At 64.5% G+C, this 24,204-nt stretch carries 20 protein-coding genes and 1 pseudogene; 6 read left to right on the top strand and 15 right to left on the bottom strand.

Annotated elements, in window-relative coordinates; all coding sequences use genetic code 11:
* Nucleotides 1-77, top strand: a pseudogene (locus B3P22_RS01130) ((2Fe-2S)-binding protein); the annotation flags it as partial.
* Nucleotides 78-90: 13 nt separating this feature from the next.
* On the top strand, nt 91-2,334 hold the full coding sequence (locus B3P22_RS01125; RefSeq protein WP_296269550.1) for a xanthine dehydrogenase family protein molybdopterin-binding subunit: 2,244 nt from the start codon (nt 91-93) through the stop codon (nt 2,332-2,334).
* 319 nt (nt 2,335-2,653) lie between these two features.
* Here the strand turns inward: B3P22_RS01125 and B3P22_RS01120 are convergent, their stop codons facing one another.
* Both B3P22_RS01120 and B3P22_RS01115 read right to left on the bottom strand, forming a co-directional pair.
* A complete protein-coding gene (locus B3P22_RS01120) occupies nt 2,654-3,841 on the bottom strand; it encodes an XdhC family protein (protein WP_296269549.1) in 1,188 nt (395 codons plus the stop codon).
* 70 nt (nt 3,842-3,911) lie between these two features.
* Nucleotides 3,912-4,886 (bottom strand): LysR family transcriptional regulator, encoded by a 975-nt coding sequence (locus B3P22_RS01115; protein ID WP_296269548.1) that lies wholly within the window; start codon nt 4,884-4,886, stop codon nt 3,912-3,914.
* Nucleotides 4,887-5,042: 156 nt separating this feature from the next.
* On the opposite strand from B3P22_RS01115, the gene B3P22_RS01110 reads away from it, so the two are divergent.
* The gene (locus B3P22_RS01110) at nt 5,043-6,458 is read left to right on the top strand and encodes an acetyl-CoA carboxylase biotin carboxylase subunit (RefSeq protein WP_296269547.1); all 1,416 of its coding nucleotides are present in this window, start codon (nt 5,043-5,045) and stop codon (nt 6,456-6,458) included.
* 8 nt (nt 6,459-6,466) lie between these two features.
* Entirely contained in the window at nt 6,467-8,278 is a 1,812-nt protein-coding gene (gene oadA / locus B3P22_RS01105) for a sodium-extruding oxaloacetate decarboxylase subunit alpha (protein WP_296269546.1), read from the top strand.
* A gap of 251 nt (nt 8,279-8,529) precedes the next feature.
* Here oadA and B3P22_RS01100 read toward each other — a convergent pair whose 3' ends face one another.
* The 11 genes from B3P22_RS01100 to B3P22_RS01050 all read right to left on the bottom strand — a co-directional run bounded on the left by B3P22_RS01100 (nt 8,530) and on the right by B3P22_RS01050 (nt 21,270).
* Nucleotides 8,530-9,258: a carbonic anhydrase gene (locus B3P22_RS01100; protein ID WP_197858873.1), complete on the bottom strand. Its 729-nt coding sequence runs from the start codon at nt 9,256-9,258 to the stop codon at nt 8,530-8,532.
* A gap of 176 nt (nt 9,259-9,434) precedes the next feature.
* Nucleotides 9,435-10,382 (bottom strand): carbohydrate kinase family protein, encoded by a 948-nt coding sequence (locus B3P22_RS01095; RefSeq protein WP_296269545.1) that lies wholly within the window; start codon nt 10,380-10,382, stop codon nt 9,435-9,437.
* A gap of 189 nt (nt 10,383-10,571) precedes the next feature.
* Nucleotides 10,572-12,071 (bottom strand): xylulokinase, encoded by a 1,500-nt coding sequence (gene xylB, locus B3P22_RS01090; protein ID WP_296269544.1) that lies wholly within the window; start codon nt 12,069-12,071, stop codon nt 10,572-10,574.
* Between the two features lie 3 nt (nt 12,072-12,074).
* On the bottom strand, nt 12,075-13,550 hold the full coding sequence (locus tag B3P22_RS01085) for a mannitol dehydrogenase family protein (RefSeq protein ID WP_296269543.1): 1,476 nt from the start codon (nt 13,548-13,550) through the stop codon (nt 12,075-12,077).
* Between the two features lie 26 nt (nt 13,551-13,576).
* Nucleotides 13,577-14,680 (bottom strand): ABC transporter ATP-binding protein, encoded by a 1,104-nt coding sequence (locus tag B3P22_RS01080; RefSeq protein WP_296269542.1) that lies wholly within the window; start codon nt 14,678-14,680, stop codon nt 13,577-13,579.
* A 15-nt stretch (nt 14,681-14,695) separates the two neighbouring features.
* A complete protein-coding gene (locus B3P22_RS01075; protein ID WP_197858868.1) occupies nt 14,696-15,529 on the bottom strand; it encodes a carbohydrate ABC transporter permease in 834 nt (277 codons plus the stop codon).
* A 9-nt stretch (nt 15,530-15,538) separates the two neighbouring features.
* Nucleotides 15,539-16,471, bottom strand: coding sequence for a carbohydrate ABC transporter permease (locus B3P22_RS01070; RefSeq protein ID WP_296269541.1), 933 nt, complete (start codon nt 16,469-16,471; stop codon nt 15,539-15,541).
* A gap of 170 nt (nt 16,472-16,641) precedes the next feature.
* Nucleotides 16,642-17,952: an ABC transporter substrate-binding protein gene (locus tag B3P22_RS01065; protein ID WP_296269540.1), complete on the bottom strand. Its 1,311-nt coding sequence runs from the start codon at nt 17,950-17,952 to the stop codon at nt 16,642-16,644.
* 227 nt (nt 17,953-18,179) lie between these two features.
* Nucleotides 18,180-19,085, bottom strand: a complete 906-nt coding sequence (locus tag B3P22_RS01060) for an AraC family transcriptional regulator (protein ID WP_275546390.1) — start codon at nt 19,083-19,085, stop codon at nt 18,180-18,182.
* A gap of 61 nt (nt 19,086-19,146) precedes the next feature.
* Nucleotides 19,147-20,208: a PA0069 family radical SAM protein gene (locus tag B3P22_RS01055; RefSeq protein WP_296269539.1), complete on the bottom strand. Its 1,062-nt coding sequence runs from the start codon at nt 20,206-20,208 to the stop codon at nt 19,147-19,149.
* 75 nt (nt 20,209-20,283) lie between these two features.
* Nucleotides 20,284-21,270, bottom strand: a complete 987-nt coding sequence (locus B3P22_RS01050; protein ID WP_296269538.1) for a bile acid:sodium symporter family protein — start codon at nt 21,268-21,270, stop codon at nt 20,284-20,286.
* A gap of 69 nt (nt 21,271-21,339) precedes the next feature.
* On the opposite strand from B3P22_RS01050, the gene B3P22_RS01045 reads away from it, so the two are divergent.
* Together B3P22_RS01045 and B3P22_RS01040 are read left to right on the top strand one after the other, a co-directional pair.
* On the top strand, nt 21,340-22,143 hold the full coding sequence (locus tag B3P22_RS01045) for an AraC family transcriptional regulator (protein ID WP_419096404.1): 804 nt from the start codon (nt 21,340-21,342) through the stop codon (nt 22,141-22,143).
* A gap of 137 nt (nt 22,144-22,280) precedes the next feature.
* Nucleotides 22,281-22,418, top strand: a complete 138-nt coding sequence (locus B3P22_RS01040) for an AraC family transcriptional regulator (protein WP_296269536.1) — start codon at nt 22,281-22,283, stop codon at nt 22,416-22,418.
* A 146-nt stretch (nt 22,419-22,564) separates the two neighbouring features.
* Here B3P22_RS01040 and B3P22_RS01035 read toward each other — a convergent pair whose 3' ends face one another.
* Nucleotides 22,565-23,653 (bottom strand): DUF3298 domain-containing protein, encoded by a 1,089-nt coding sequence (locus B3P22_RS01035; protein WP_296269535.1) that lies wholly within the window; start codon nt 23,651-23,653, stop codon nt 22,565-22,567.
* Nucleotides 23,654-23,684: 31 nt separating this feature from the next.
* A partial coding sequence (locus B3P22_RS01030; protein ID WP_296269534.1) for a DUF3658 domain-containing protein occupies nt 23,685-24,204 on the bottom strand: 520 nt, incomplete at its 5' end.

Genomic DNA, 24,204 nt, shown 5'->3' with positions numbered 1-24,204 from the left:
GCGGCAACATCTGCCGCTGCGCCACCTATGTGCGGATTCGCGCCGCCATCCACGAAGCGGCTGGCCAGCTGGCCTGAGGAGCGTCGAATCTTGGGCAAGATCGAAACCCCCGATAGCGCCACGCGTGGCATTCTCAATGTCAGCCGTCGCAGCCTGCTCAAGGGCGCCGGCGGCCTGGCGCTGGGCATCTTCTTCGCGCCGCTGTTGCGCGGCATGGATGCACTGGCCGCAAGTGGCCCGCTGGAGCCGAACGCCTTCGTGCGTATCGACCTGGATGGCACGGTGACCGTGCTGGCCAAACACCTGGAAATGGGCCAGGGCAGCTACACCGGCCTGGCCACGCTGTTGGCCGAAGAACTGGACGCGGACTGGGACAAGGTGCGCGTCGAGGGTGCGCCGGCCGATGTGAAGCGCTACAACAACCTCGCCTTCGGCCCGATGCAGGGTACCGGCGGCAGCACCGCAATGGCCAACTCCTGGGAGCAGATGCGCAACGCCGGTGCGACCGCCAAGGCCATGCTGGTGGCTGCGGCCGCGCAGCGCTGGGGCGTGCCGGCGAGTGAAATCAGCGTCGACAAGGGCGTGGTCCGTCATGCCGGCTCCGGGCGCAGTGCCGACTTCGGCGAACTGGTCGAGGCCGCCGCGCAACTGCCGGTGCCCGAGCAGGTGCAGCTCAAGAACCCCAAGGACTTCAAGCTGATCGGCAAGCGCGAACTGCGCCGCAAGGACAGCCCGGGCAAGACCGATGGCAGCGCCATCTTCACCCAGGACTTCAAGCTGCCCGGCATGCTGGTGGCCATGGTCGCCTACCCGCCGCGTTTCGGCGGCGTGCCGCGCTCGGTGGACGTCAGCAAGGCCAAGGCCAAGGCCGTGCGTGATGTGGTCGAAGTGGTAGAGTTTCGCGACCTGCCCCACGGCCGTTCGGGGGTCGCCGTTCTGGCGAAGAACACCTGGGCGGCGCGTCAGGGTCGTGATGCGCTGGTGATCGACTGGGACGAGAGCCAGGCCTTCACCCTCGGCAGCGAGGAGATTCTCGCGCAATACCGCTACAGCGCGGGCAAGCCCGGTTTGCCGGCGACGAGCAAGGGCGACGCCGATGCGGCGCTGGCCAAGGCCGCCAAAGTGGTCGAGGCCGACTACGAATTCCCTTACCTGGCCCATGCGGCGATGGAGCCGATGAATTGCCTGGTGAAACTCTCCGACGAGCGCTGCGAGATCTGGAATGGCGAGCAATTCCAGACTGTCGACCAGGCCATTATCAGCAACTACCTGGGCTTCAAACCCGAACAGGTCTCGCTGACCCAGCTTTACGCCGGCGGCAGTTTCGGCCGTCGCGCCAGTTCACAGTCCGATTACCTGCTGGAGGCCGTGGCGATCACCAAGGCCGCGCGCGACAAGGGCGTCGATGCGCCGGTGAAGATGGTCTGGACCCGTGAGGACGACACCCGTGGCGGGTTCTTCCGCCCGATGTACGTGCACCGTGCGCGCATTGGTCTGGACGAGGCCGGCAAGTTGCAGGCCTGGCACAACCGCATCGTCGGCCAGTCAATCATGACCGGCACTTCGATGGAGCCTTTCATGATCAAGGAGGGCGTCGACCATACCTCGGTCGAGGGGCTGTCCAACCTGTCCTATGCGGTGCCCAACCTGCAGGTGGAGCTGAGCACGCCGAGCAATATCAAGGTGCCGGTGCTGTGGTGGCGTTCGGTGGGTCATACCCACACCGGTTATGTCGCCGAAACCATGATCGACGAGGCTGCGGTGGCGGCCGGGCAGGACCCCTACGCGTTCCGCCATGCGCTGCTGGACAGCCAACCGCGTCATCGCGGTGTGTTGGAGCTGGCCGCCAAGCAGGCCGGCTGGGACAAGCCGCTGGCTGCCGGCGCCGAGGGTGAGAAGCGCGGGCGGGGCATCGCCGTGCATGAATCGTTCGGCTCGTTCGTCGCGCAAGTCGCCGAGGTTACGGTCAAGGCCGATGGCAGCTATCGTCTGGATCGCGTTGTATGCGCGGTGGACTGCGGTATCGCCATCAACCCGGATGTGATCAAGGCGCAGATGGAAGGCGGTATCGGCTTCGCCCTGGCGGCTGCCCGGCACAGCGCGATCACCTTAAAGGAAGGGCGGGTCGAGCAATCGAACTTCCATGACTTTCAGGTGCTGCGCATGAACGAGATGCCCAAGGTCGAGGTGTATATCGTGCCGTCTGCGCAGAACCCCACCGGTGTCGGTGAGCCGGGCGTGCCGCCGCTGGCGCCGGCCCTGGCCAACGCCCTGTTCGCCGCCACTGGCGTGCGCCTGCGCAAGCTGCCGTTTCCGGCGCAGATCACGGCCTGAGGTCGCTCGCTGTAAACACTACGCCCGGGCAATTGCCCGGGCGTTTTGGTTTGTGAGGGGGGCACTGTGGGAGGTGCTTTAGCGGCGAGATTGCTGCAAAGGTGTCGCGGCTAAAGCCCCTCCCACAGGGGGAGATCAATCGTGCCTCGGTGTGTAGGAGGCGCTTTAGCTGCGAGCTTTGGCCATTGATCGCGGCTGAAGCCGCTCCTACGGGATCGTGTCGGGCGTGTTCAGCATGTAGGGTGTTTAGCCCACCAGACCAGCCGTGGTGGGCTGAAGCCCACCCTACATGTAGCCCGGATGCAATCCGGGGCTTCGCTCAGGAGGCAGTCAGTCTGGCCGCGCTTTCGATATCGCTGCAGTCCAGCGGTGTCGGTGTATGGATCGCCGCCTGGCGATGCTTGAGCATGCCGCCTGTGCGCTGGTTGATGGCCGCGGTCATCTCGGCAAGGATCGCCGTGGCCACGCTTTCCGGCGTGTCGCCGCCGATATCCAGGCCGATGGGGTAGTGCAGGCGCTCCAGTGCCGGCAACTGCTCGGTATGCTGACGGATCTCGTCCAGCAGCCGTTCGGTGCGGTCGCGCGGTCCCAACTGGCCGATATAGGCGGGCGAGCCCTGCAGCACGCTGCCCAGCCAGTGGCGATCCTGGCTGTAGCTGTGGCTCATGATCGCCACCAGGGCGCCGTCAGTTAGGGCGTGCAGATCGTAGGGTGGCTTGGCATCGACCTGCAGCACCGCATCCGCATCGGGGAAGCGTTCGGCGCGGGCGAAATGGGCGCGGCCATCAATCACCGTAACGTGCCAGTCCAGCAGTTTGGCCATATGCGTCAGCGGCTGGGCATCATGCCCGGCGCCAAAGATCACCAGGCGCCGCTGCGGCGCCAGATACTCGCAGAAAACCTCGATCTCGCCGCGCTCATCGCGGTAGCTGCGCAGCAAGGAGCGGCCATCGGCCAGGGTTCGTTGCAGGTCGGCGCGAACCTCGGCGTCGAGTGCAGGATCGAGCAGGCGATCGCTGTCGCTAAGTGCGGGATGCAGGTACAAGCGATTACCGACACGCACGCGGGCGTTGCGATAGCAGCCGATCACCGTGGCGACTGCCCCAGCCTGACCGCTTTCGCGCACCTGACGCAGTAGATCGAGCACCGCCAGCGGCTTTTCCGCGCTGTGGCGTTCGAGCAGCACATGCACGGTGCCGTTGCAGCCGAGGCCGAAAGTCAGCGCGGCGTCCTGGTCGTCATCGTCTTCCTCGGTGGCGGTGCTGTAACGGCGGATCACCGCTTCGCCGCTGTCGGTCAGCCACCAGGCCTTCTTCGCCACTTCGGATTCCAGGCAGCCGCCGCTGATGGTGCCGACGGTGCCGCCATACAGCGGGATCAGCATGCGCGCGCCGGGGCGGCGGTAGGCCGAGCCTTCGACCTTGACCACGGTGGCGAGCACAGCCTGGCCATTGTCGCGTTCCAGCGCGCGCATGGCCTCGAGCAGGGCGCTGATTCCCGGCAGCATAGAGTTCTCCCGGACGGGGTTGGTGGTGCGATTCCAGGCTGGCACTGTCGCTCAGCTCAGCTGGGAAAGGTTAGGCCGATACTGCGAGATTATTGCCCGATCCTGCGTGCCTGCCCTCGAAGCGCTCGGCCAGCTTGACGATGCGAGCGCGCTCGGTGCGGATGTAATCGACGAAAGCCTGTGCTACAGGGGACAACCTGCGGCCACGAATATTCACTACGCACCAGCTTCTTTGTAGCGGCAGCTCGGCCACTGGCAGCTCGCGCAGCAGGCCGTGCTGCAGCTCCAGGCGCACCGCATGGCGCGGTAACAAGGCAATGCCGAGCCCCGCCAGCACCGCTTCGCGCTGCGATTCCAGCGAGCCGATCTCCAGCGTATGCGGGAAATGCGCGCGTTTCTGGTGGCAGTACTCCTCGCAGGCGCGGCGGGTGCCCGAGCCGCTTTCGCGAATCAGCAGCGGATAAGCGGTTAGATCCTGCAATTGCAGGCTGTTTGCCTCCAAGAGCGGGTGATCCGGCGGCGCCACGGCGATGATCGGGTTGTTGAGAAAGGGCATGAAGTCCAGCGCCAGGTCCTGCGGTACCTGGCTCATGATCATCAGGTCGTCGCGGCTGAGGGTCAGGCGACGCACCGCCAGGGCGTGATTGACCACCGTAAGGTTGAGGCTGACTTCCGGATACTGGCGGCGAAAATCGGCGAAAAGGTGGGGAATGAAGTATTTGGCGCTGGATTCCACGCACAAATTTAGCTGCCCCTGCAGCGAGCCCTGCAAGTCCGACAACTGCATATCCAGGCTTTCCAGGCGGCCGAAAATGTCGCTGCTGGCGCGGCGCAGCGCTTCGGCGGCCTCGGTGAGGTAGAGCTTTTTGCCGACGTACTCGAACAGCGGCTGGCCGACCAGATCTTCTAACTGACGAATCTGCAGGCTCACGGCCGGTTGGGTCAGCGCCATTTCGTCGGCCGCACGGCTGTAGGAGCCGTGCTCGCACACCGCCCGGAATACCTGAAGTTGGCGCAAGGTCATGCGCAGCAGGGTTTTACGCACGGTTTCGTCCTCGTTCGATCAACGTATAAGTAATTACTTATGCACGATCAAATAATTATTCATTTTGGTTAATTCGTATAGCCGGATAGGGTTTTCACCACGTTTTGCAACCAACTGTTGCAGCGTCCCTTGCAGCTCTGCGCTGAGGATTGGATCGTGATAAGAAAAATATTGATCGCCAACCGTGGTGAGATTGCCGTCCGCATCGTGCGGGCCTGCGCCGAAATGGGCATCCGCTCGGTGGCCATCTATTCCGACGCCGACCGTCATGCGTTGCACGTCAAGCGTGCCGACGAGGCGCACAGCATTGGCGAAGACCCGCTGGCCGGCTATCTGAACCCGCGCAAGCTGGTCAATCTGGCGGTGGAAACCGGCTGCGATGCGCTGCACCCCGGTTACGGTTTTCTTTCCGAGAACGCCGAACTTGCAGAGATCTGTGCTGAACGTGGGATCAAATTCATAGGTCCGAGCGCGGAAGTTATCCGCCGCATGGGCGACAAGACCGAAGCCCGACGCAGCATGATGGCCGCTGGTGTGCCCTGCACTCCCGGCACCGAAGGCAACGTCGCCGACCTGGCCGAAGCCCTGCGCGAAGGCGAGCGCATCGGTTACCCGGTGATGCTCAAGGCCACCTCCGGTGGCGGCGGTCGCGGCATTCGTCGCTGCAACAGCCGCGAGGAGCTGGAGCAGGCCTACCCGCGAGTGATCTCCGAGGCGACCAAGGCCTTCGGTAGCGCCGAAGTCTTCCTGGAAAAATGCATCGTCAACCCGAAGCACATCGAGGCGCAGATCCTCGCCGACAGCTTCGGCAACACCGTGCACCTGTACGAGCGCGATTGCTCGATCCAGCGGCGCAACCAGAAACTGATCGAAATCGCCCCCAGCCCGCAGCTGACCCCCGAGCAGCGCGCCTATATCGGTGACCTGGCCGTGCGCGCCGCGCAGGCCGTGGGCTACGAGAACGCCGGTACCGTGGAGTTCCTGCTCGCCGAAGGCGAGGTGTACTTCATGGAGATGAACACCCGGGTGCAGGTGGAGCACACCATCACCGAGGAAATCACCGGCATCGACATCGTTCGCGAGCAGATCCGCATCGCTAGTGGCCTGCCGCTGTCGGTCAAGCAGGAAGACATCATCCATCGCGGCTATGCCCTGCAGTTCCGTATCAACGCCGAAGACCCGAAGAACAACTTCCTGCCCTCGTTCGGCAAGATCACCCGTTACTACGCGCCCGGCGGCCCCGGTGTGCGTACCGACACGGCGATCTACACCGGCTACACCATTCCGCCCTATTACGACTCGATGTGCCTGAAGCTGATCGTCTGGGCGCTGACCTGGGAAGAAGCGATGGACCGTGGTCTACGCGCGCTGGACGACATGCGCGTGCAGGGCGTGCGCACCACCGCACCCTATTACCAGGAAATCCTGCGTAACCCGGAATTCCGTAGCGGCCAGTTCAATACCAGCTTCGTAGAAAGCCACCCGGAACTGACCCAGTACTCGATCAAGCGCAACCCGTCGCACCTGGCCATCGCCATCGCCACCGCCATCGCTGCCCACGCGGGCCTGTAGGGGACATCATGAGCAAGAAGATCACCGTTACCGATACCGTCCTGCGCGATGCCCACCAGTCGCTGCTGGCGACCCGCATGCGCACCGAAGACATGCTGCCGATCTGCGACAAGCTCGACCGCGTCGGCTACTGGTCGCTGGAAGTCTGGGGTGGCGCCACCTTCGATTCGTGCGTGCGCTTTCTTAAGGAAGACCCGTGGGAGCGCCTGCGCCAGCTCAAGGCCGCGCTGCCCAACACCCGCCTGCAGATGCTCCTGCGCGGGCAGAACCTGCTCGGCTACCGCCACTACAGCGATGACGTGGTGCGCGCCTTCGTGGCTAAGGCCGCGGTCAACGGCATCGACGTGTTCCGCATCTTCGATGCGATGAACGACGTGCGTAACCTGCGTGTGGCCATCGAGGCGGTCAAGGCTGCCGGCAAGCATGCCCAGGGCACCATCGCCTATACCACCAGCCCGGTGCACACCAACGAGGCCTTCGTCGCCCAGGCCAAGGCCATGCAGGCGATGGGCATCGACTCCATCGCCATCAAGGACATGGCCGGCCTGCTCACGCCCTATGCCACCTTCGAATTGGTCAAGGCGCTGAAGAGCGAAGTCGACCTGCCGGTATTTATCCACAGCCACGACACCGCCGGTCTCGGCGCCATGTGTCAGCTCAAGGCCATCGAAGCCGGTGCCGACCACATCGACACCGCCATCTCCAGCCTGGCCTGGGGCACCAGCCACCCGGGCACCGAGTCGATGGTCGCCGCGCTCAAGGGCAGCGAGTTCGACACCGGCCTGGATCTGGAACTGATCCAGGAAATCGGCATGTACTTCCACGCTGTGCGCAAGAAGTACCACCAGTTCGAGAGCGAGTTCACCGGCGTGGACACCCGCGTGCAGGTCAACCAGGTGCCGGGCGGGATGATTTCCAACCTGGCCAACCAGCTCAAGGAGCAGGGTGCGCTGAACCGCATGAACGAAGTGCTGGAAGAGATTCCGCGTGTGCGTGCCGACCTCGGCTTCCCGCCGCTGGTAACGCCGACTTCGCAGATCGTCGGCACCCAGGCGTTTTTCAACGTGCTGGCCGGCGAGCGCTACAAGACCATCACCAACGAGGTGAAGCTCTACCTGCAGGGCCGCTACGGCAAGGCGCCGGGCAAGGTCGACGAGCAACTGCGCAAGCAGGCCATCGGCAGCGAGGAAGTGATCGACGTGCGCCCGGCCGACCTGCTCAAACCCGAGCTGGCGCGCCTGCGTGAAGAGATCGGCAGCCTGGCCAAGTCCGAGGAGGACGTGCTGACCTTCGCCATGTTCCCCGACATCGGGCGCAAGTTCCTCGAAGAGCGCGCGGCCGACACCCTCAAACCGGAAGAGCTGCTGCCCATGCCGAATGGCCAGGGCAAGGCGGCGCCGGTCGGTGGTGAAGGCGTGCCGACCGAGTTCGTGGTCGACGTGCATGGCGAAAGCTACCGCGTGGACATCACCGGCGTCGGCGTCAAGGGCGACGGCAAGCGCCACTTCTACCTGTCCATCGACGGCATGCCGGAAGAGGTGGTGTTCGAGCCGCTCAACGATTTCGTCGCAGGCAGCGGTGGCAAGCGCAAGCAGGCCGCTGCACCGGGCGACGTGTCCACCACCATGCCGGGCAACATCGTCGATGTGCTGGTCAAGGAAGGTGACACGGTCAAGGCCGGCCAGGCCGTACTGATCACCGAAGCAATGAAGATGGAAACCGAGGTGCAGGCGCCGATTGCCGGTACCGTCAAGGCCGTTCACGTGGCCAAGGGCGACCGCGTCAATCCGGGCGAAGTGCTGGTGGAAATCGAAGGTTAACCTCTATGGAGCCCGGCCTGTTGGATGGGCAAGTTTGACGGGGCGTATAACCCGGGCTCCTTTTTTATTCGTTGGCGTCCCTGATCGACGCCCAGGGTTCGAGACCCAGGAGCCGCAAGGCTCCTTTTTTTCCTGCAGTTCTCTGGTCATGCCCCAGGTGTGCAAGCACAGCGCGGGCGATCAGCACCGCTTGCGCGGGGCATGGCCTTTTCCCTTCAGCCGGCCGGAGCCTTAGCTCCGGCCGGCGCGTTTCACTCCTGAGGAAAACGTGCGCGCGGGGTAGCCATCGGTACCTTGTCGCCATCGAGCGGCAGGAAGCTGCCCAGCTCGGCATCGTAAGCCTTGATCTGGCTTGTTTCGATGTCATACACCCAGCCATGGATGAACAACTGACCGCGCGCCAGCCTGGCCGCCACCGACGGGTGGGTGCACAGGTGATTGAGCTGCGCCACCACGTTCTCTTCCGTGAGCACTTCCAGGGCTTCCTGGTTGTTGCTGCAGTTGCAGTTCTCGGCGACCACGCTGCGCGCGACCTCGGCATGGCGCAGCCAGGCCTTTACCGTGGGCATGCTTTCCAGCGACGCCGGGTTGAGTACCGCCTTCATCGCGCCGCAATCGGAGTGGCCGCAGACGATGATGTGCTGCACGCCCAGGGCCATCACCGCGTACTCGATGGCGGTGGAGACGCCGCCCATCATCTGCCCGTAGGCCGGCACGACGTTACCAACGTTGCGGTTGACGAACAGGTCGCCTGGCGAGCTTTGAGTGATCAGCTCCGGCACCACGCGCGAGTCGGCGCAGGTGATGAACATGGCGCGTGGGTTCTGGGCGGTGGCGAGCTTCTTGAACAGCTCTTCCTGCTGCGGGAATACCTCGTTGCGAAAGCGTTTGAAGCCCTCGACGATGCTGTGCAGCGCCTGATCGGCGGTTTCGTTGCCCTCATGGGCCTGAAGCGGAATCACCTGATGTTTGTAAGGCATGCCCTGAACCTCTTTGTTATCGAAAATACGCTGCTAAAACGACAGCCGCAGCGGGGTGCGAGTCACACGCAAGTGTCGCCTGCGCTCGCAGGCGCGACAACCGGCAGGTTCATACAGTTGATACCCGGTGTCGGTTTACCGATATGGCGCGCCGCACAGGGCACCCTGTGCCCCGCTCAGCGCGCGCTTTGCCGCTCCAGTTCATGCAGGTAGGGCAGGTCGGGACCGACCCGCGAGCAGGTCAGCGCGGCGGCTGCGATCGCTTGGTTCAGCATGGCGTCGATCTGCTCACGGCTCAGCGTTGCCAGCGCCTCGACGCTGTCCAGCTGGTGTCGCGCCAGGTAGGCGAGCAGCGCCGCCTGGAAGGTATCGCCGGCGCCGACGGTATCGCGGGTGTGCACGGCCATGGCAGGCGCTGACCAATGGCCGTGGCGGCTGTGCACGCTGGCCCCGGCGCTGCCTTGGGTGAGAAACACCAGTTGGCAGCGCGCGTTGAGCCAGCTTGCCGCGACCAGCTGCGGGTCGCGCTCGGGATACAGCAATTGCAGATCCTCTTCGCTGACTTTGATCAGATGCGCGTAGCGGGCGAAGGTCTCTACGCGCTCTTGCCAAAGGGCGACGTCCGGCGCCGGGCCGAGGCGCACGTTGGGGTCGAGGCTGATCAGGCGCTGCGTGTGCTCACGCTGCACCAGCTGCAGGAGCGTATCGGCCACCGGCTGCACCACCAGCGAGAAGGAGCCGACATGCACGCCGCGCACCCGGGCATCGGGCGTCGGCAGATGCTCGGCGCGCAGTTGGCGGTCGGCGCAGCCTTCGCCGCGGAAGGAGTATTGCGGGGAGCCGCTGGCGTCCACGCCGACCATCGCCAGGGTGGTCGGTGCATCGCTGGCAATCAGATATGCGTCGCTCACGCCTTCATCACTGAGCACCTGGCGCAACTGTTGGCCGAGGCTGTCCGAGGATATGCCGGTGAACAGCGCCGCGTCGGCGCCCATGCGGCGCAAGCCCAGCGCCACGTTGAACGGCGAGCCGCCGGCGATGGCCTTGAAGGCCAACTCGTTGCTACGCCCGCCGTCGTTCTGGATGAACACATCGAACAGCGCTTCGCCACAGACCAGGTACATATTCGTCTCCGTATCGATTCAAGGGCACATTTAAAAACCACCCGCTTCATTCAAGCCCCGATGCACCGAGCTGTAGGAGCGGCGCCCCGCTGCGAACCTGGGCGACGCGTACTGGAAAAGCTTCGCCCCGGGGCGGGGCTCCTACGAAAAGCCGCTTTGAACACAGTCTCGGCATCGCCAGCGCTGCTCTCACTTCGAATTGCCCTCTGCAAGCCGGCCGACCTGCTCGCGATAGCGTTGATAGACTGCCTCGTACTGCGCGATGCGTGCAGCATCCGGCTGGGTGTGCGTGCTGGCGTCGAGCTGCACGCAGCGCTCGCACAGTGCGGCCAGCTGCGCCTGGCGATCGTCGCCAGGCGTCAGGCACCAGGCAGCCTGGATCGCTGCGCCCAGGGCGGCGGCTTCGGTGTGCTGCGGGCAGACCAGCGGCGTGCCCATGATATCGGCGATCACCTGGCGCCAGACCGGGCTTTTCGCTGCGCCGCCGATCAGGCGGATGGTCTCGCTCTGCAGGCCGCTGGCGCGTAGCAGGTCAAGGCCGTAGCGCAGGCCGAAGGCGGTGCCCTCGACCACCGCGCGGCACAGGTTGGCGCGGGTCAGGTTGTCGCTGTCCATGCCCAACAGGCTGGCGCGCGCGGTCGGCAGCGCCGGCACCCGTTCACCGTTGAAGAACGGCAGCAACAACAGGCCCTCGGCGCCGATGGGCGAGCGCTCGACCAGCTCGGCGAAGCTGTGGACATCCAGCTCCAGCAATTGCTGGATCAGCCCGCTGGCGCTGGTCAGGTTCATGGTGCAGATCAGCGGCAGCCAGCCGCCGCTCGATGAGCAGAAGGTCGCGACCTGCGCGTGTGGGCTGATCGTCGGCTGGGCGCTGTAGGCGTAGAGCGTGCCGGAGGTGCCCAGGCTCATGGTGATCGCACCGGGGCGGATATTGCCGGTGCCGATGGCGCCCATCATGTTGTCGCCGCCGCCGCTGGCCACCACGGCGTCCGGGTTCAGCCCCAATTGCCGGGCGATCTGTGGGCGGATGCGGCCCACCGGCTGATCCGGGCCGATCAGCTCCGGCAGTGCGCGCTGCAGGCGCCCGCTGGGGTCGATGAAATTCAGCAGCTCGACATCCCAGCTGCGCGTGCGCACATCGAAGTAGCCCGTGCCGGAGGCGTCGCCGTACTCGCTGCAGGCGCGGCCGGTGAGCCAGTGGTTGAGGTAGTCGTGGGGCTGCAGGATATGGGCGATGCGCTCGAACACATTGGGGTGCTGCTCTTTGGTCCAAAGCAGCTTGGACAACGTATAGCCCGGCGCGATGGCCACGCCGAGGCGTTGCAGCGAACCGGCTTCCCCGCCGAGGTGATCGAGCAGGCGCTGGTTTTCCGGGGTCGACTCGGTGTCGCACCAGAGCTTGGCCGCGCGCAGCACCGCGCCCTGTTCGTCGAGCAGCACCAGGCCATGCTGCTGGCCGGAAACGCCGATACCCAGAATCCGCTCGCCGCCGATGCCCGCAGCCGCCAGCGCCTGACGCGTCGCCTGCTCGAAAGCGTTCAGCCACTGCTGCGGCTGCTGTTCGCGACGGCCATTGGCGCCGCTGTGCAGCGTATGGCTGGCGCTGCCGGCGCCCAAGACCTGGCCGCTTTCGGCGTCCAGTATCAGCGCCTTGGTGCCCTGGGTGCCGCAGTCGATGCCGAGGTACATGGCTCAGTCGCCCAGCAGAGTCTGCAGGGTACGTGTCACGCCCAGCTTACGCAGGCTGTCGTAACACAGCTCGAAGGCCGCGATGAACGCTTCCGACTGCGGGATGGCGGTGCCGAAGATCGCCTCGACGCCGAGCACGCGCTCGCGCACCTGGTCGTCATCGGCCACCAGCGCCTGGCAGAACTCGGCGCGCGGATCGGGGATGCGATAGCGCGTGCCATTCTCGTCGACGCCCTTGAGGTACAGCGCCCAGGCCGCGACCACCAGCGCCGCGCGCTCCAGCGGCCGGCCGTCCTCGATCAGGCGATTGATCGTCGGCACGATGAACTTGGGAAACTTCGACGAGCCATCCGAGCAGACCCGTTCCAGCTGGTCGGCGATGGCCTGGTTGGAGAAGCGCGCGATCAGTGTGTCCTTGTAGTCGCTCAGGTCGATGCCCGGCACCGGCGCCAGCTGCGGGGTGACGTCGAGGTCCATGAACTCGCGCACGTAGCGGCGCAGCAGAGGATCGTTCAGGGTCTCGTGGACGAAGCGATAGCCCTTGAGAAAACCCAGGTAGGTCAGTGCCAGATGACTGCCGTTAAGCAGCTTGATCTTCATCTCCTCATAGGGCGTGACATCGTCGGTGAACTGCACGCCGACTTCTTCCCAGGCCGGGCGGCCGCTGACGAACTTGTCTTCCAGCACCCACTGCACGAAGGGCTCGCAGACCACCGGCCAGGCGTCCTCGACGCCGTGCTGCTCGGCCAGCTGCTGGCGATGGGCGGCGCTGGTCATCGGCGTGATGCGGTCGACCATGGCATTGGGAAAGCTCACGTGCTGGTCGATCCAGCTGGCCAGCTCATAGTCGGCCAGGTGGGCGAAGGCCAGCAGTGCCTTGCGCGTGACGTCGCCATTGTGCGGCAGGTTATCGCAGGACATCAGGGTGAAGGCCGGAATGCCGGCGGCGCGACGTTTGGCCAGGGCGGCGCAGAGAAAACCGAACACGCTTTGCGGCGATTCGGGGTGGCGCAGGTCGTGCTGAATGGCTGGCAGTTCGGCGAGAAATTCGCCAGTGCTGTCGTCGATGCAGTAACCACCCTCGGTGATGGTCAGCGAGACGATACGAATCGCCGGGTCGGCCAATTTGTCGATCAGCGCCTGTGGCGACTCCTCGGCCAGCAGTATGTCGGTGATCGCGCCGATCACCCGCACCGGCAGGTTCGGCTCGTCGCCCAGTTCGACCAGGGTGTAGAGGTAATCCTGGCTGGCCAGGGCATCGCGCATGGCGCGGTCCTCACTGCGCACGCCGACCCCGCAGATGCCCCAGTCCAGCGCCAGACCCTGGTTCATCAGGGCGTCGGTGTAGACCGCCTGGTGTGCGCGGTGAAAGCCGCCGACGCCGAAATGGGCGATACCGGTGCGGATCATCTCCGGGGTGTAGCTTGGCAGCGCGACGGCGCCGCCAAGCCGGGAAAGCTGCTGGCGATTGAGTTTCATCTGGAACATCCCTTGATGGAGCGGCGTCAGGCGGCCTGCTGCAGTGGTTTGGCGACGGCCTGGCCATCGGCGTCGAAGAGGTGGCAGTGCGCCGTGTCGAAATCCAGGGTCAGGGCATCGCCATAACGCGGCGCGAAGTCGCCTCGTACGCGCACCGTGAGCATCTCGCCCGAGGTACCGCGCACATGGCAGAAGGTGTCGCTGCCCAGGCGCTCGCTGACGTCGGCGGTCACCTGCATGCGCCCCGCGTCGGTGCTGACCACGTTGAGGTGTTCCGGGCGCACGCCCAGGGTCACGCTGCTGCCGACGCTGAGGCCGACGGCGGACTGCGGCAGCGTCAGGTGCGTGCCACATTCCAGCTGCAGGTCGCAGCTGCCGGCCTCGACCCTGTTCAGGGTGCCGCGCAGAAAGCCCATCTTCGGCGTGCCGAGAAAGCCGGCGACGAACAGGTTGGCCGGGTGGTGGTACAGCTCCAGCGGCGAGCCGACCTGCTCGACACGGCCGCCATTGAGCACCACGACCTTGTCGGCCAGGGTCATGGCTTCGACCTGATCGTGGGTCACATAGATCATGGTCGCCTGCAGGTCCTTGTGCAGCCGCGCCAGCTCCAGGCGCGTTTGCACGCGCAGGGCGGCGTCGAGATTGGACAGCGGCTCGTCGAACAGGAAGATCTTCGGGTTGCGCACGATGGCGCGGCCGATGGCCACGCGCTGGCGCTGGCCACCGGAGAGCTGCTTGGGTTTACGCTCGAGCAGCGCCTCCAGTTGCAGGATGCGCGCGGCATTGGCCACCTTCTCCTCGACTTCCTGCTTGCCGACCCGGGCCAGGTCGAGGGCGAAGGAGAGGTTCTTGCGCACCGTCATGTGCGGGTACAGCGCGTAGGTCTGGAACACCATGGCCAGGTCGCGCCTGGCCGGGGCGACGTCGGTGATGTCCTTGCCGTCGAGCTCGATATGGCCGCTGCTGACCTCTTCGAGCCCGGCGATCAGCCGTAGCAGGGTGGATTTGCCGCAGCCGGACGGGCCGACGAAGACCACGAACTCGCGGTCGCGGATGTCCAGGTCGATACCCTTGATGATCGCCGTGCCGTCGAAGCCTTTTTTCAGGTTGCGGATCTTCAGATCAGCCATGTCGGAGTTCTCCCGTTATTTCACTGCGCCGAAGGACAGGCCGCGGACAAGTTGCTTCTGGCTGATCCAGCCGAAGATCAGGATGGGCGCGCAGGCCAGGGTCGAGACGGCGGAAAGCTTGGCCCAGAACAGCCCCTCGGGGCTGGAGTAGGAGGCCACCAGCGCGGTCAGCGGGGCGGCGGCGGAGCTGGTCAGGTTGAGCGACCAGAACGCCTCGTTCCAGCACAGGATCAGCGACAGCAGCATGGTCGAGGCCAGCCCGCCGCGGGCGATCGGCAGCAGCACGCGGACGATCTCCTGCCAGGTGGTGGCGCCATCGAGGCGCGCCGCTTCGAGGATGTCCACAGGAATGTCCTTGAAGTAGGTGTAAACCATCCACACCAGGATCGGCAGGTTGATCAGGGTGTAGATGATGATCAGCGCCAGGCGCGAATCGAGCAGGCCGAACTGCTTGGCCAGCAGGTAGATCGGCACCAGCACGCCCACCGGCGGCAGCATCTTGGTCGACAGCATCCACAGCAGCGTGCCCTTGGTGCGTTTGCTCTCGAAGAAGGCCATGGAATAGGCGGCGGGCACGGCCAGGAGCATGCCCAGCAGCGTCGCCGAGACGGAGATCAGCACCGAGTTCCAGGCGAAGGCGAAGTAGTCGCTGCGCTCGTTGATGTGCAGGTAGTTCTCCAGCGTCGGCATGAAGATGAACTGCGGCGGCGTGGCGAAGGCGTCGATCTCGGTCTTCAGGCTGGTCAGCACCATCCAGAAAATCGGGAAGAAGATCACCGCGGCGATGGCCCAGGCGAGGATGCCGATGACCAAGCTCTGCAGGCGACGGGACTGTTTCAGGGTCAGCATGCTGCGCTCCTACTGCCGCTCGGTGAGGTTCTTGCCGATCATGCGGATCAGCACGATGGCGGCGATGTTGGCGATCACCACGGCAATCAGCCCGCCGGCGGAGGCCATGCCCACGTCGAACTGCAGCAGCGCCTGGGTGTAGATCAGGTAGGCCAGGTTGGTCGATTCGTAACCCGGGCCGCCGCTGGTGGTGGTGTAGATCTCGGTGGTCACCGAGAGCAGGAAGATGGTCTCGATCATTACCGCCACGGCAATCGGCCGCGCCAGGTGCGGCAGGGTCAGGTGCCAGAAGATGGCGATGGGGCCGGCGCCGTCGAGGCGCGCGGCTTCCTTCTGCTCCTGATCCAGCGACTGCATGGCGGTCATCAGAATCAGGATGGCGAACGGCAGCCACTGCCAGGACACGATCAGGATGATCGAGAACAGCGGGTGGTGCGCCAGCCAGTCCACCGGCTGGGCGCCGAAGAACTGCCAGACGGCGGCGAGAATCCCCGATACCGGGTGGAAGATCAGGTTCTTCCACAGCAGCGCGCTGACCGTGGGCATGATGAAGAACGGCGAGATCAGCAGCACCCGCACGATGCCGCGGCCGAAGAACTCGCTGGCCTCCAGCAAGGCGGAAATCAGCACGCCAAACACCACGCTTATCAGCAGCACGCTGCCGACCAGCAGCACGGTGTTGCCGGCGCCAGAGAGGAAGGCGGCATCGGTGACGAAGTATTCGAAGTTTTCCAGACCGACGAAATCGTTCTCGCCTGGGTAGAGCAGGTTGTAGCGGATCAGCGAGAAATAAATGGTCATGCCCAGCGGCACGATCATCCAGATCAGCAGCAGGAGCACCGACGGGCTGACCAGAAACCAGCCGGGCGCCAGACGCCGCGGCTTGCGCTCGCCAGGCGTGCTGGCCTGCGTGGCGGGTGAGTCGATGGCCGGAGAATTCATCATGCCTCCGTGGCGGTGTCGTGGTGACAGAGACTCGGTGTGTAGGCGTAGGGTGGACAACGCTCTTTTGTCCACCATTGGCGACATGGAGCGGTGGACAAGCTTCGCGTTGTCCACCCTACATATTTAGCCAATGGCGGAGCTAACCCACCCTACCGGCTACGGCTTCTCTACTTGGGATAGCCGGCGCGCTTCATTTCCCGCTCGGTGCTCTGCTGCGCGGCTTGCAGCGCCTGGTCAGGTTGCATCTGGCCGGTGAGCGCGGCGGCGAACAGCTTGCCGACACTGGTGCCGATGGCCTGGAACTCGGGGATGGTCACCAGCTGAATGCCCACGTAAGGCACCGGCTTGGCGCTGGGGTTGGTCGGGTCGGCCTTCTTCAGCGAGTCCAGGGTGACCTTGGCGAACGGCGCCGCCTGCATGTAGGCATCGCTGTAAGTCGAGGCGCGGGTGCCTGGCGGCACGTTGGCCACGCCATCGCGCTTGGCCACGAGCTCGGCATAGGCCTTGGAGGTCGCCCAGGCGCTGAAGGTCTTGGCCGCTTCCTTGGATTTGGAACTGGTCGGAATCGCCAGCGCCCAGGAGTACAGCCACGACGCGCCCTTGTCGGTGGTCTGGGTCGGGGCGAAGGTGAAGCCGACCGAGTCGGCGACCTTGCTCTGCGATTCATCGGTGACGAACGAGCCGGCCACGCTGGCATCGACCCACTGCGCGCACTTGCCGCTGTTGAACAGCGCCAGGTTCTCGTTGAAACCGTTGCTGGAAGCGCCCGGCGGGCCGTACTTCTTCATGTTGTCGACGTAGAAGTTCAGCGCGTTCTTCCACTCGCTGCCGGTGAACTCCGGCTGCCACTGCTCGTTGAACCAGCGCGCGCCGTGCGCGTTGGCCAGGGTGGTGATCAGCGCCATGTTCTCGCCCCAGCCGGCCTTGCCGCGCAGGCACAGGCCATAGACGCCCTTGTCCGGCTGATGCAGCTTGCCGGCAAACTCGGCGAGCTGATCCCAGGTCGGCCGCTCGGGCATGGTCAGGCCGGCTTGTTCGAACAGGTCGGTGCGGTAGTAGGTGATCGAGGCTTCGGCATAGAAGGGCAGGGCATACAGCGTGCCCTTGGCCGACAGGCCCTCGCGTACCGAGGGGAAAACGTCGTCCAGATCGTAGTCGGCCGGCAGCTCGGTCATCGGCTCCAGCCAGCCTTTTTCGCCCCACAGCGCCGCTTCGTACATGCCGATGGTGAGCACGTCGAACTGGCCGCCCTGAGTGGCGATGTCGGTGGTCAGGCGCTGGCGCAGCACGTTCTCTTCGAGCACCACCCACTTGAGTTTGATGTCCGGGTTCTGCTCTTCGAAGGTTTTCGCCAGGCGCTGCATGCGGATCATGTCGCTGTTGTTGACTGTGGCGATGGTCAGGGTTTCGGCGCTCTGGGCGACCGCGGTGAGGGACAGGCAGGAGGCTGCAACGAGGGCTTTGATCGCGTTGTTCATGCTTGTGAACTCCTCTCCCGCGCCGGTGCGGCTACGGAAGAACGTTATTGTTTTTGTTTCGCTCGGGCCCGATTACACCCCCGCAGACTCGCGCGAACAAATCCTAGAGCGCACAGTGATCGATACTTTTTTGCACTTGAGAGTCCGCTGGAACATAGCGCGAACGCGGATGAAAACTGCCTGGCAGAGCGGTCGCCGCAATGCAGGCAGCAGAAGCCACCGCCGAATCAGTACAGGTTTTGCTCGGTCAGGCGCTGCACCACCAGCTTGCGATAGCCCGTGGGCGTCATGCCCTTGAGCTGCTGGAAGCGGCGATTGAAGTTGGAAATGTTGCTGAAGCCGGACTCGAAGCACACCTCGGTCACCGGCTTGTCGCTCTTGCTCAGTAGTTCGCAGGATTTGCTCACGCGCAGGCGATTGACGAACTCGACGAAGCCGCGGCCAGTGGCCTGTTTGAAGAAGCGCGAGAAGTAGGTGGGCGTCATGCCCAGGTAGTCGGCGACCTCTTCCTGGCTGATGCCCTGCGCATAGTGCTGGAAGATGTAGTCCACCGCGCGGTTGATGCGCTCGACATGCTGCTCGTCGCCGAACTCGGAGGAGGTCACGGCCGAGAGCAGCTGGTAGTCCTCACTGCCGGCCAGCAACTCCATGAGTATGAAGAAGTGGCCCAGGCGGCTGATGCCGCGGCTGCTGGCGATCTTGCCGAGCAGAGCGGCGGCCTGGCGAATCACCTGTGGGTCGCGAAATTCGATGCCGAACTGCGCGCGGGCCAGCAATGGCTGCAGGCTTTTCAATTCGGCGAACACCGCGGTGCCGCTTTCCAGTACTTCGTCGGTGAAGTTGACCAGCATGTCGCGGGTCTCGACCACTTCGCCGTCCTCGACCTGGCTGATCCAGTTATGCGGCAGGCCGGGGCCGGTGAGGAACAGGGTGTAGGGCGAGAAGTTGCCGATGTAGTCGCCGATGAACACCTTGCCCGAGCTGGCGACGATCAGGTGCAGCTCGTATTCCTTGTGGAAGTGCCAGCGCACCAGCGGCGAGGGAAAGCCGTGCTGGCGGTAGATCAGCGAATGGCCTTCGTGGTCGTCCATCAGTTCGTAGGACGGGTCGGCTACGCGGGCTGTACGGGTCATGGGCTTCGTCGGTCAATGCCTAGAGTCACCACGTTTTAACATATCGAGCGGCGCGGCCAAGTCAGAGCAGGCTCAATTGCGCACCCGGCGGGCAGAACTGCGAACAGTCCAGCGTAAAACTGTCGCGACGATCCAGGCCGAGCTTGCGCCGCGCCAGGCGGAAACGCTGCTGCAGCAGGTCGGCGAACTGGCCCTCGCCACGCATGCGGCTGCCGAAGCGACTGTCGTAGTTCTTGCCGCCACGGCTCTGGCGAATCAGGCTCATCACATGCTCGGCGCGGTCGGGAAAATGCGCCTGCAGCCACTGTTCGAACAGTTCGGCGATCTCCAGCGGCAGGCGCAGCAGCACGTAACCCGCCGAACGTGCGCCGGCATCGCGCGCGGCTTCGAGCAGGTGCTCGAGTTCCATGTCGTTGATCATCGGAATCATCGGTGCGCACATCACACTCACCGGCACGCCGGCCTCATGCAGCGTGCGCATGGCGCGCAGGCGGGCGGCCGGCGCCGCGGTTCGAGGCTCCATGATGCGTTTCAGCTCGTCGTCCAGGGTGGTCAGGCTGAAGGCCACGCTGACCAGGTTATGGCTGGCCAGTTCGCTGAGCAGGTCGAGGTCGCGCAGAATCAGCGAACCCTTGGTGATGATGTGCAGCGGATGCTTGTAACGCAGCAGTATCTCCAGCGCCTGGCGGGTCAGGCGCTGTTCGCGTTCGATCGGCTGGTAGGCGTCGGTGTTGATGCCCAGGGCGATGGGCTGCGGCACGTAGCCAGGCTTCTGCAACTGTTCTTCGAGGCGCTCGGCCAGATTGGTCTTGGCGATCAGTCGGGTTTCGAAGTCGATGCCCGGCGACAGGTCCCAATAAGCATGACTCGGCCTGGCGAAGCAGTAGATGCAACCGTGTTCGCAGCCGCGATAGGGATTCACCGAACGGTCGAAGCCGACGTCCGGTGAGTTGTTGTGGGTGATCGCGGTCTTGGCCTTTTCCTTGCGCACTTCGGTGGCGCGGCTCAGCGGCGTCTCTTCCTGATACCAACCGTCGTCTTCATGCTCCGAGCGCGTCGGGGCGAAGCGGTTGTGCGGATTGCTGGCGGTGCCACGGCCTCGTGGCGGCAGGCTGGCGGACATGCTCGGACTCCAAAATGTACTGTATAAAAATACAGTTATTTGTTGTTCGAGCAAGTCCCTTCTGTCGCGAGGCGATCAAGCCGTCGCGGTCTGCGGCGTTTCCTCGCGCTTGGCGTAACGCTGCGCCAGCACCGCGCAGACCATCAGCTGAATCTGGTGGAACAGCATCAGCGGCAGGATCAGCACGCCAATGGCGCCGCCGGCGAATAGCACCTGGGCCATGGGCACGCCGGTGGCCAGGCTCTTCTTCGAACCGCAGAAGAGAATGGTGATGCGATCTTCCAGGCTGAAGCCCAGCCATTTGCCGAGCAAATGGGTCAGCACCAGCGCCAGGGCCAGCAATACGCAGCAGGCGAAGGTCACGGCCAGCAGGGTGAGCAGCGGCACCTCCTGCCACAGGCCGCCGATCACCGCGGCGCTGAAAGCGGTGTAGACCACCAGCAGGATCGAGCTTTGGTCGACGTATTTCAGCCAGCTCTTGTTCTTAGTCACCCAGGCGCCGATCCAACGCTGGGCGATCTGCCCGAGTACGAACGGCAGCAGCAGTTGCAGGCTGATCTTGCCGATGGCGTCGAGGGTCGAGCCGCTGTCGCCCTGCACGCCCATCAGCAGCGCCACCAGCAGCGGAGTGACGAAGATGCCGAGCAGGCTCGAGGCCGCCGCGCTGCAGATGGCTGCCGGGATATTCCCGCGTGCCAGCGAGGTGAAGGCGATGGCCGACTGCACGGTGGCCGGCAGGGCACACAGGTAGAGCATGCCCAGATACAGCTCATTGCCCAGCAACGGCTCCAGCGCCGGCTTGAGCGCCAGGCCGAGCAGCGGGAAGAGGATGAAGGTGCATGAGAACACCAGCAGGTGCAGGCGCCAGTGCCCGGCCCCGGCGATGATCGCCTGGCGCGACAGCTTGGCGCCATGCAGGAAGAACAGCAGGGCGATGGCCAGGTTGGTGATCCACTCGAAGATCGTCGCGATCTGGCCGCTGGCAGGCAACAGCGTGGCGGCGAGTACCACGGCAAGCAGGGTCATGGTGAAGGCATCGGGTAACAGGCGGCGCAGGAACATGGCGAATCTCGGGCTTGCGATACGGAAGGTCGCCACATTATCGTCATCGAAAATTTCCGACTAACGCCAATGAGCCAGCAAGTGTCGCCAAACAGACATCCAGCCGCCTTCTATCGCAACCTTCCCGAACTGCCGAGCCTGCCGCGGCCGCTCTACGGCCGGGTCGAATCGCTGACCAACCGGGCGCTGACCTTTCGCCATACGCACCCCTGGGTGCAATTGTCCTATGCCATCGCCGGGGTGCTCGAAGTGCAGACCGCCGGGGCCCGTTTCGTCGCTCCGCCGCAACGCGCGGTATGGGTGCCGGCCGGTGTCGAGCACCGCGTGTTCAGCTCGCCGCGCACCGAAATGCGTAGCCTGTACATCGACGGCAACGCCGTGCCCTGGGGGCCGGATGCGTGCCGGGTGCTGGCGGTCAGCCCGCTGCTGCGCGAGTTGATCCGCCGCTTCAGCGACCTGCCGGCCGAGTACGACGAGCAAGGCGCACCGGGCAGGCTGGCGTCGGTGTTGTTGGATGAACTCCAGGCAGCGCCGGAAGTGGCGTTGGTGTTGCCGTTGCCGCAGGACGCGCGGCTGCGCGAGGTATGCCAGGGGCTTGAAGATGCCAACCTGCGCCAGCTTGGCCTGGGGGACTGGGCCGAGCGCCTGGGCGTCTCGGAGAAGACCCTGAGCCGACTGTTCCTGCGCGAAACCGGTCTGAGTTTCCGCGGCTGGCGCCAGCGTCAGCGCCTGCTCGATGCCTTGACTCCGCTGGAGCAGGGCGAGCGCGTCACCGACGTGGCGCTCGCCTGTGGTTACGACTCGCTATCGGCCTTTATCGCCGCCTTTCGCCGCCAGTTCGGCGCAACGCCTGGGGAGTTCTTTCGCGAGTAGTCGCTGTTCTCAGGGTGATCCGGCGCAGCGCACTTCGCGGACAAGTCCGCTCCCACGAGTCAGCCACCGCCATCTGTGGGAGCGGACTTGTCCGCGAAACTTTTCAGATTTGTGAGGCGGGTTAGTAGCTTGTCACAATGTCTGAAAACCATCCTGGCAATCGAATTGGTGTCACCGATGTGGCGCTGGTCTGCGGCTACGACTCGTTGTCGGTCTTCATCGCCGCCTGTCGCCAGCAGTTCGGCGTAACGCCGGGCGAGTTCTTTCGTAAGTAACCTTATTTACGGGGTGATCGAGCGCTGCGCGCTTCGCGGACAAGTCCGCTCCCACGATCAGCCACCGCCCCCCTGTGGGAGCGGACTTGTCCGCGAAGCTTCCAGTTATGGGCAGCCAGCGGTGAGGACGAAACGCGTGGCCGGGTTCAGTGAAGAACCACCGGCAGGGCCTTGCCGCCTTCCTGCTGCCAGGTGCCGACCAGGGAGCCATTCGGTTGCAGGTGCAGGTCGAAGCTGGCCGGGGTGTCGCCGCCTTCCCGCAGGTGCAGGCGCCCGTCGTGGAGCTCTCGACCATCCAGCTCGATGCGCGTGGCGTACTTGTCGTAGAAGTAGGCGCTGGATTGCGGGCGGCTATTCTCGCTGGTGCCGACGACCAGGGTGATGGGATAGCGGCCGCCGATCTTGCCCCAGTACACACCGCCGGCCTTCAGGTCGCCCGGATGCTGGCAGTCGCTGCGTCGTTCCAGCAGCAGGCAGCGCCCGTAGGCGCTGAGGTCAGCGTCAAGCCCGGCATAGGGCACGCTGTTGACGAACTCGCCGAGGTCATCCAGGGCTCGTGCCACATGGGGCGCGCAGCTTTCGGCGCTCAGCGTCAGTCGTTGTTTGCCGAGTTGCAGGCGGTCGTAGCGAAGGTCGGCCTTGCTACGACTGGGCAAACACTGACGATACATATCCCGCTGTTCGTCGCTGCGTTCGTCGTGGTCGTCAGGGGAGAGCGATAACAACTCTTCGGTATGTCCGCCGGGTACCGGAATACCGGCCAGATAGTCTTCGATGCGCTTGCTTCGTTCTCTGCCGATGCGTTCGCCCAGCCGTTGCAGACCAGCCGATGTGAAGAGCTGGCTCAGGCCAATGGGCTGGCCGCTGGCCAAGTCGAACGCGTAGGTGACATGGCCCATGCTGGTATAGGCCCCGGTGTACTCGCCGCTGATGGTCAGGGACAGAAAGCCGGGTTGCTCCGTGTCGATCCGGTAATCCAGGCTGTTGGTGCCCCAGATCTCACCTTCCTTCGGCCAGATGCGCTCGAAAGGCGAACGCTCGAAGCGCCCCGGCAATCCTTCCAGTTCCATGGCGTGCAGATAAGGGTTGATCCGCCGGATGGCAGGGCTGTGGCCCTTGAACAGCGGGAAACGGTAGGTTTCCCACTCGCTGCGCTTGGCGTGCAGATCGTCGATACGCAGTTCGGCGCTCACCGGCATCACGGTAGCGAGCATCAATAGGGGTAGGTAACGCATCCTGTCCTCCCTGGACATGCAACAAGCCGAATCAGGCGCGACGCACCTGCAAACCCTGATAACCGTATTCACCGGGCTCGCCACTGAGCGCCAGCAGGCCGGCGGCCGCCAGTTCACGGACGCGCCAGAACAGAAAGAAATCGGTGGCGAAGAAACCATCGCTGCGCGCCATGACCTCGGCCATCAGCCTCGCCAGTGGTTGTGCCTGGGCGCTGGCGCCAGTGACCAGCGCGGCATCGATAGCCTGGTAGCATTCGCCGGAGAAGACGCCCGCCTGCCAACGGCGAATCAGCGCGTCATCAGCCAGTACCTGCTGCCATTGCGCTGCCAGCTCGGCCCTGCGTTCGGCCTGAACCAGACGCGGCTCGGCGATCTGTGCCAGCGCCTCGGGGCTGTGCATGGCCACCGCCTTGCGCGTTTGCACACGGCTGTCGCCGCTGCCGCAGGGCGCTTTCCAGAGTTCGACGCTGCTGCCTTGCAACGCGCTGGCGACGCCGGCCAGCAGCAACTGCTCGCTTCTGCTGTCGCCCTGACAGACGGTGACGAGCCGA

Source organism: Pseudomonas sp. UBA6323, from assembly GCF_002439135.1.
Classification (GTDB): domain Bacteria; phylum Pseudomonadota; class Gammaproteobacteria; order Pseudomonadales; family Pseudomonadaceae; genus Aquipseudomonas.
Note: the sequence above shows the minus strand (reverse complement) of the source record. Positions and strands in the feature narration are given on the sequence as shown.

What these genes read in the sequence shown, in the direction of transcription:
- B3P22_RS01120 (WP_296269549.1), bottom strand. Translation starts at nt 3,841, where the DNA reads ATGCTGCCGGGAATCAGCGCCCTGCTCGAGGCCATGCGCGCGCTGGAA.
- oadA (WP_296269546.1), top strand. Translation starts at nt 6,467, where the DNA reads ATGAGCAAGAAGATCACCGTTACCGATACCGTCCTGCGCGATGCCCAC.
- B3P22_RS01100 (WP_197858873.1), bottom strand. Translation starts at nt 9,258, where the DNA reads ATGCCTTACAAACATCAGGTGATTCCGCTTCAGGCCCATGAGGGCAAC.
- B3P22_RS01095 (WP_296269545.1), bottom strand. Translation starts at nt 10,382, where the DNA reads ATGTACCTGGTCTGTGGCGAAGCGCTGTTCGATGTGTTCATCCAGAAC.
- xylB (WP_296269544.1), bottom strand. Translation starts at nt 12,071, where the DNA reads ATGTACCTCGGCATCGACTGCGGCACCCAGGGCACCAAGGCGCTGATA.
- B3P22_RS01085 (WP_296269543.1), bottom strand. Translation starts at nt 13,550, where the DNA reads ATGAAACTCAATCGCCAGCAGCTTTCCCGGCTTGGCGGCGCCGTCGCG.
- B3P22_RS01080 (WP_296269542.1), bottom strand. Translation starts at nt 14,680, where the DNA reads ATGGCTGATCTGAAGATCCGCAACCTGAAAAAAGGCTTCGACGGCACG.
- B3P22_RS01075 (WP_197858868.1), bottom strand. Translation starts at nt 15,529, where the DNA reads ATGCTGACCCTGAAACAGTCCCGTCGCCTGCAGAGCTTGGTCATCGGC.
- B3P22_RS01070 (WP_296269541.1), bottom strand. Translation starts at nt 16,471, where the DNA reads ATGAATTCTCCGGCCATCGACTCACCCGCCACGCAGGCCAGCACGCCT.
- B3P22_RS01065 (WP_296269540.1), bottom strand. Translation starts at nt 17,952, where the DNA reads ATGAACAACGCGATCAAAGCCCTCGTTGCAGCCTCCTGCCTGTCCCTC.
- B3P22_RS01060 (WP_275546390.1), bottom strand. Translation starts at nt 19,085, where the DNA reads ATGACCCGTACAGCCCGCGTAGCCGACCCGTCCTACGAACTGATGGAC.
- B3P22_RS01055 (WP_296269539.1), bottom strand. Translation starts at nt 20,208, where the DNA reads ATGTCCGCCAGCCTGCCGCCACGAGGCCGTGGCACCGCCAGCAATCCG.
- B3P22_RS01050 (WP_296269538.1), bottom strand. Translation starts at nt 21,270, where the DNA reads ATGTTCCTGCGCCGCCTGTTACCCGATGCCTTCACCATGACCCTGCTT.
- B3P22_RS01045 (WP_419096404.1), top strand. Translation starts at nt 21,340, where the DNA reads ATGAGCCAGCAAGTGTCGCCAAACAGACATCCAGCCGCCTTCTATCGC.
- B3P22_RS01040 (WP_296269536.1), top strand. Translation starts at nt 22,281, where the DNA reads ATGTCTGAAAACCATCCTGGCAATCGAATTGGTGTCACCGATGTGGCG.
- B3P22_RS01035 (WP_296269535.1), bottom strand. Translation starts at nt 23,653, where the DNA reads ATGCGTTACCTACCCCTATTGATGCTCGCTACCGTGATGCCGGTGAGC.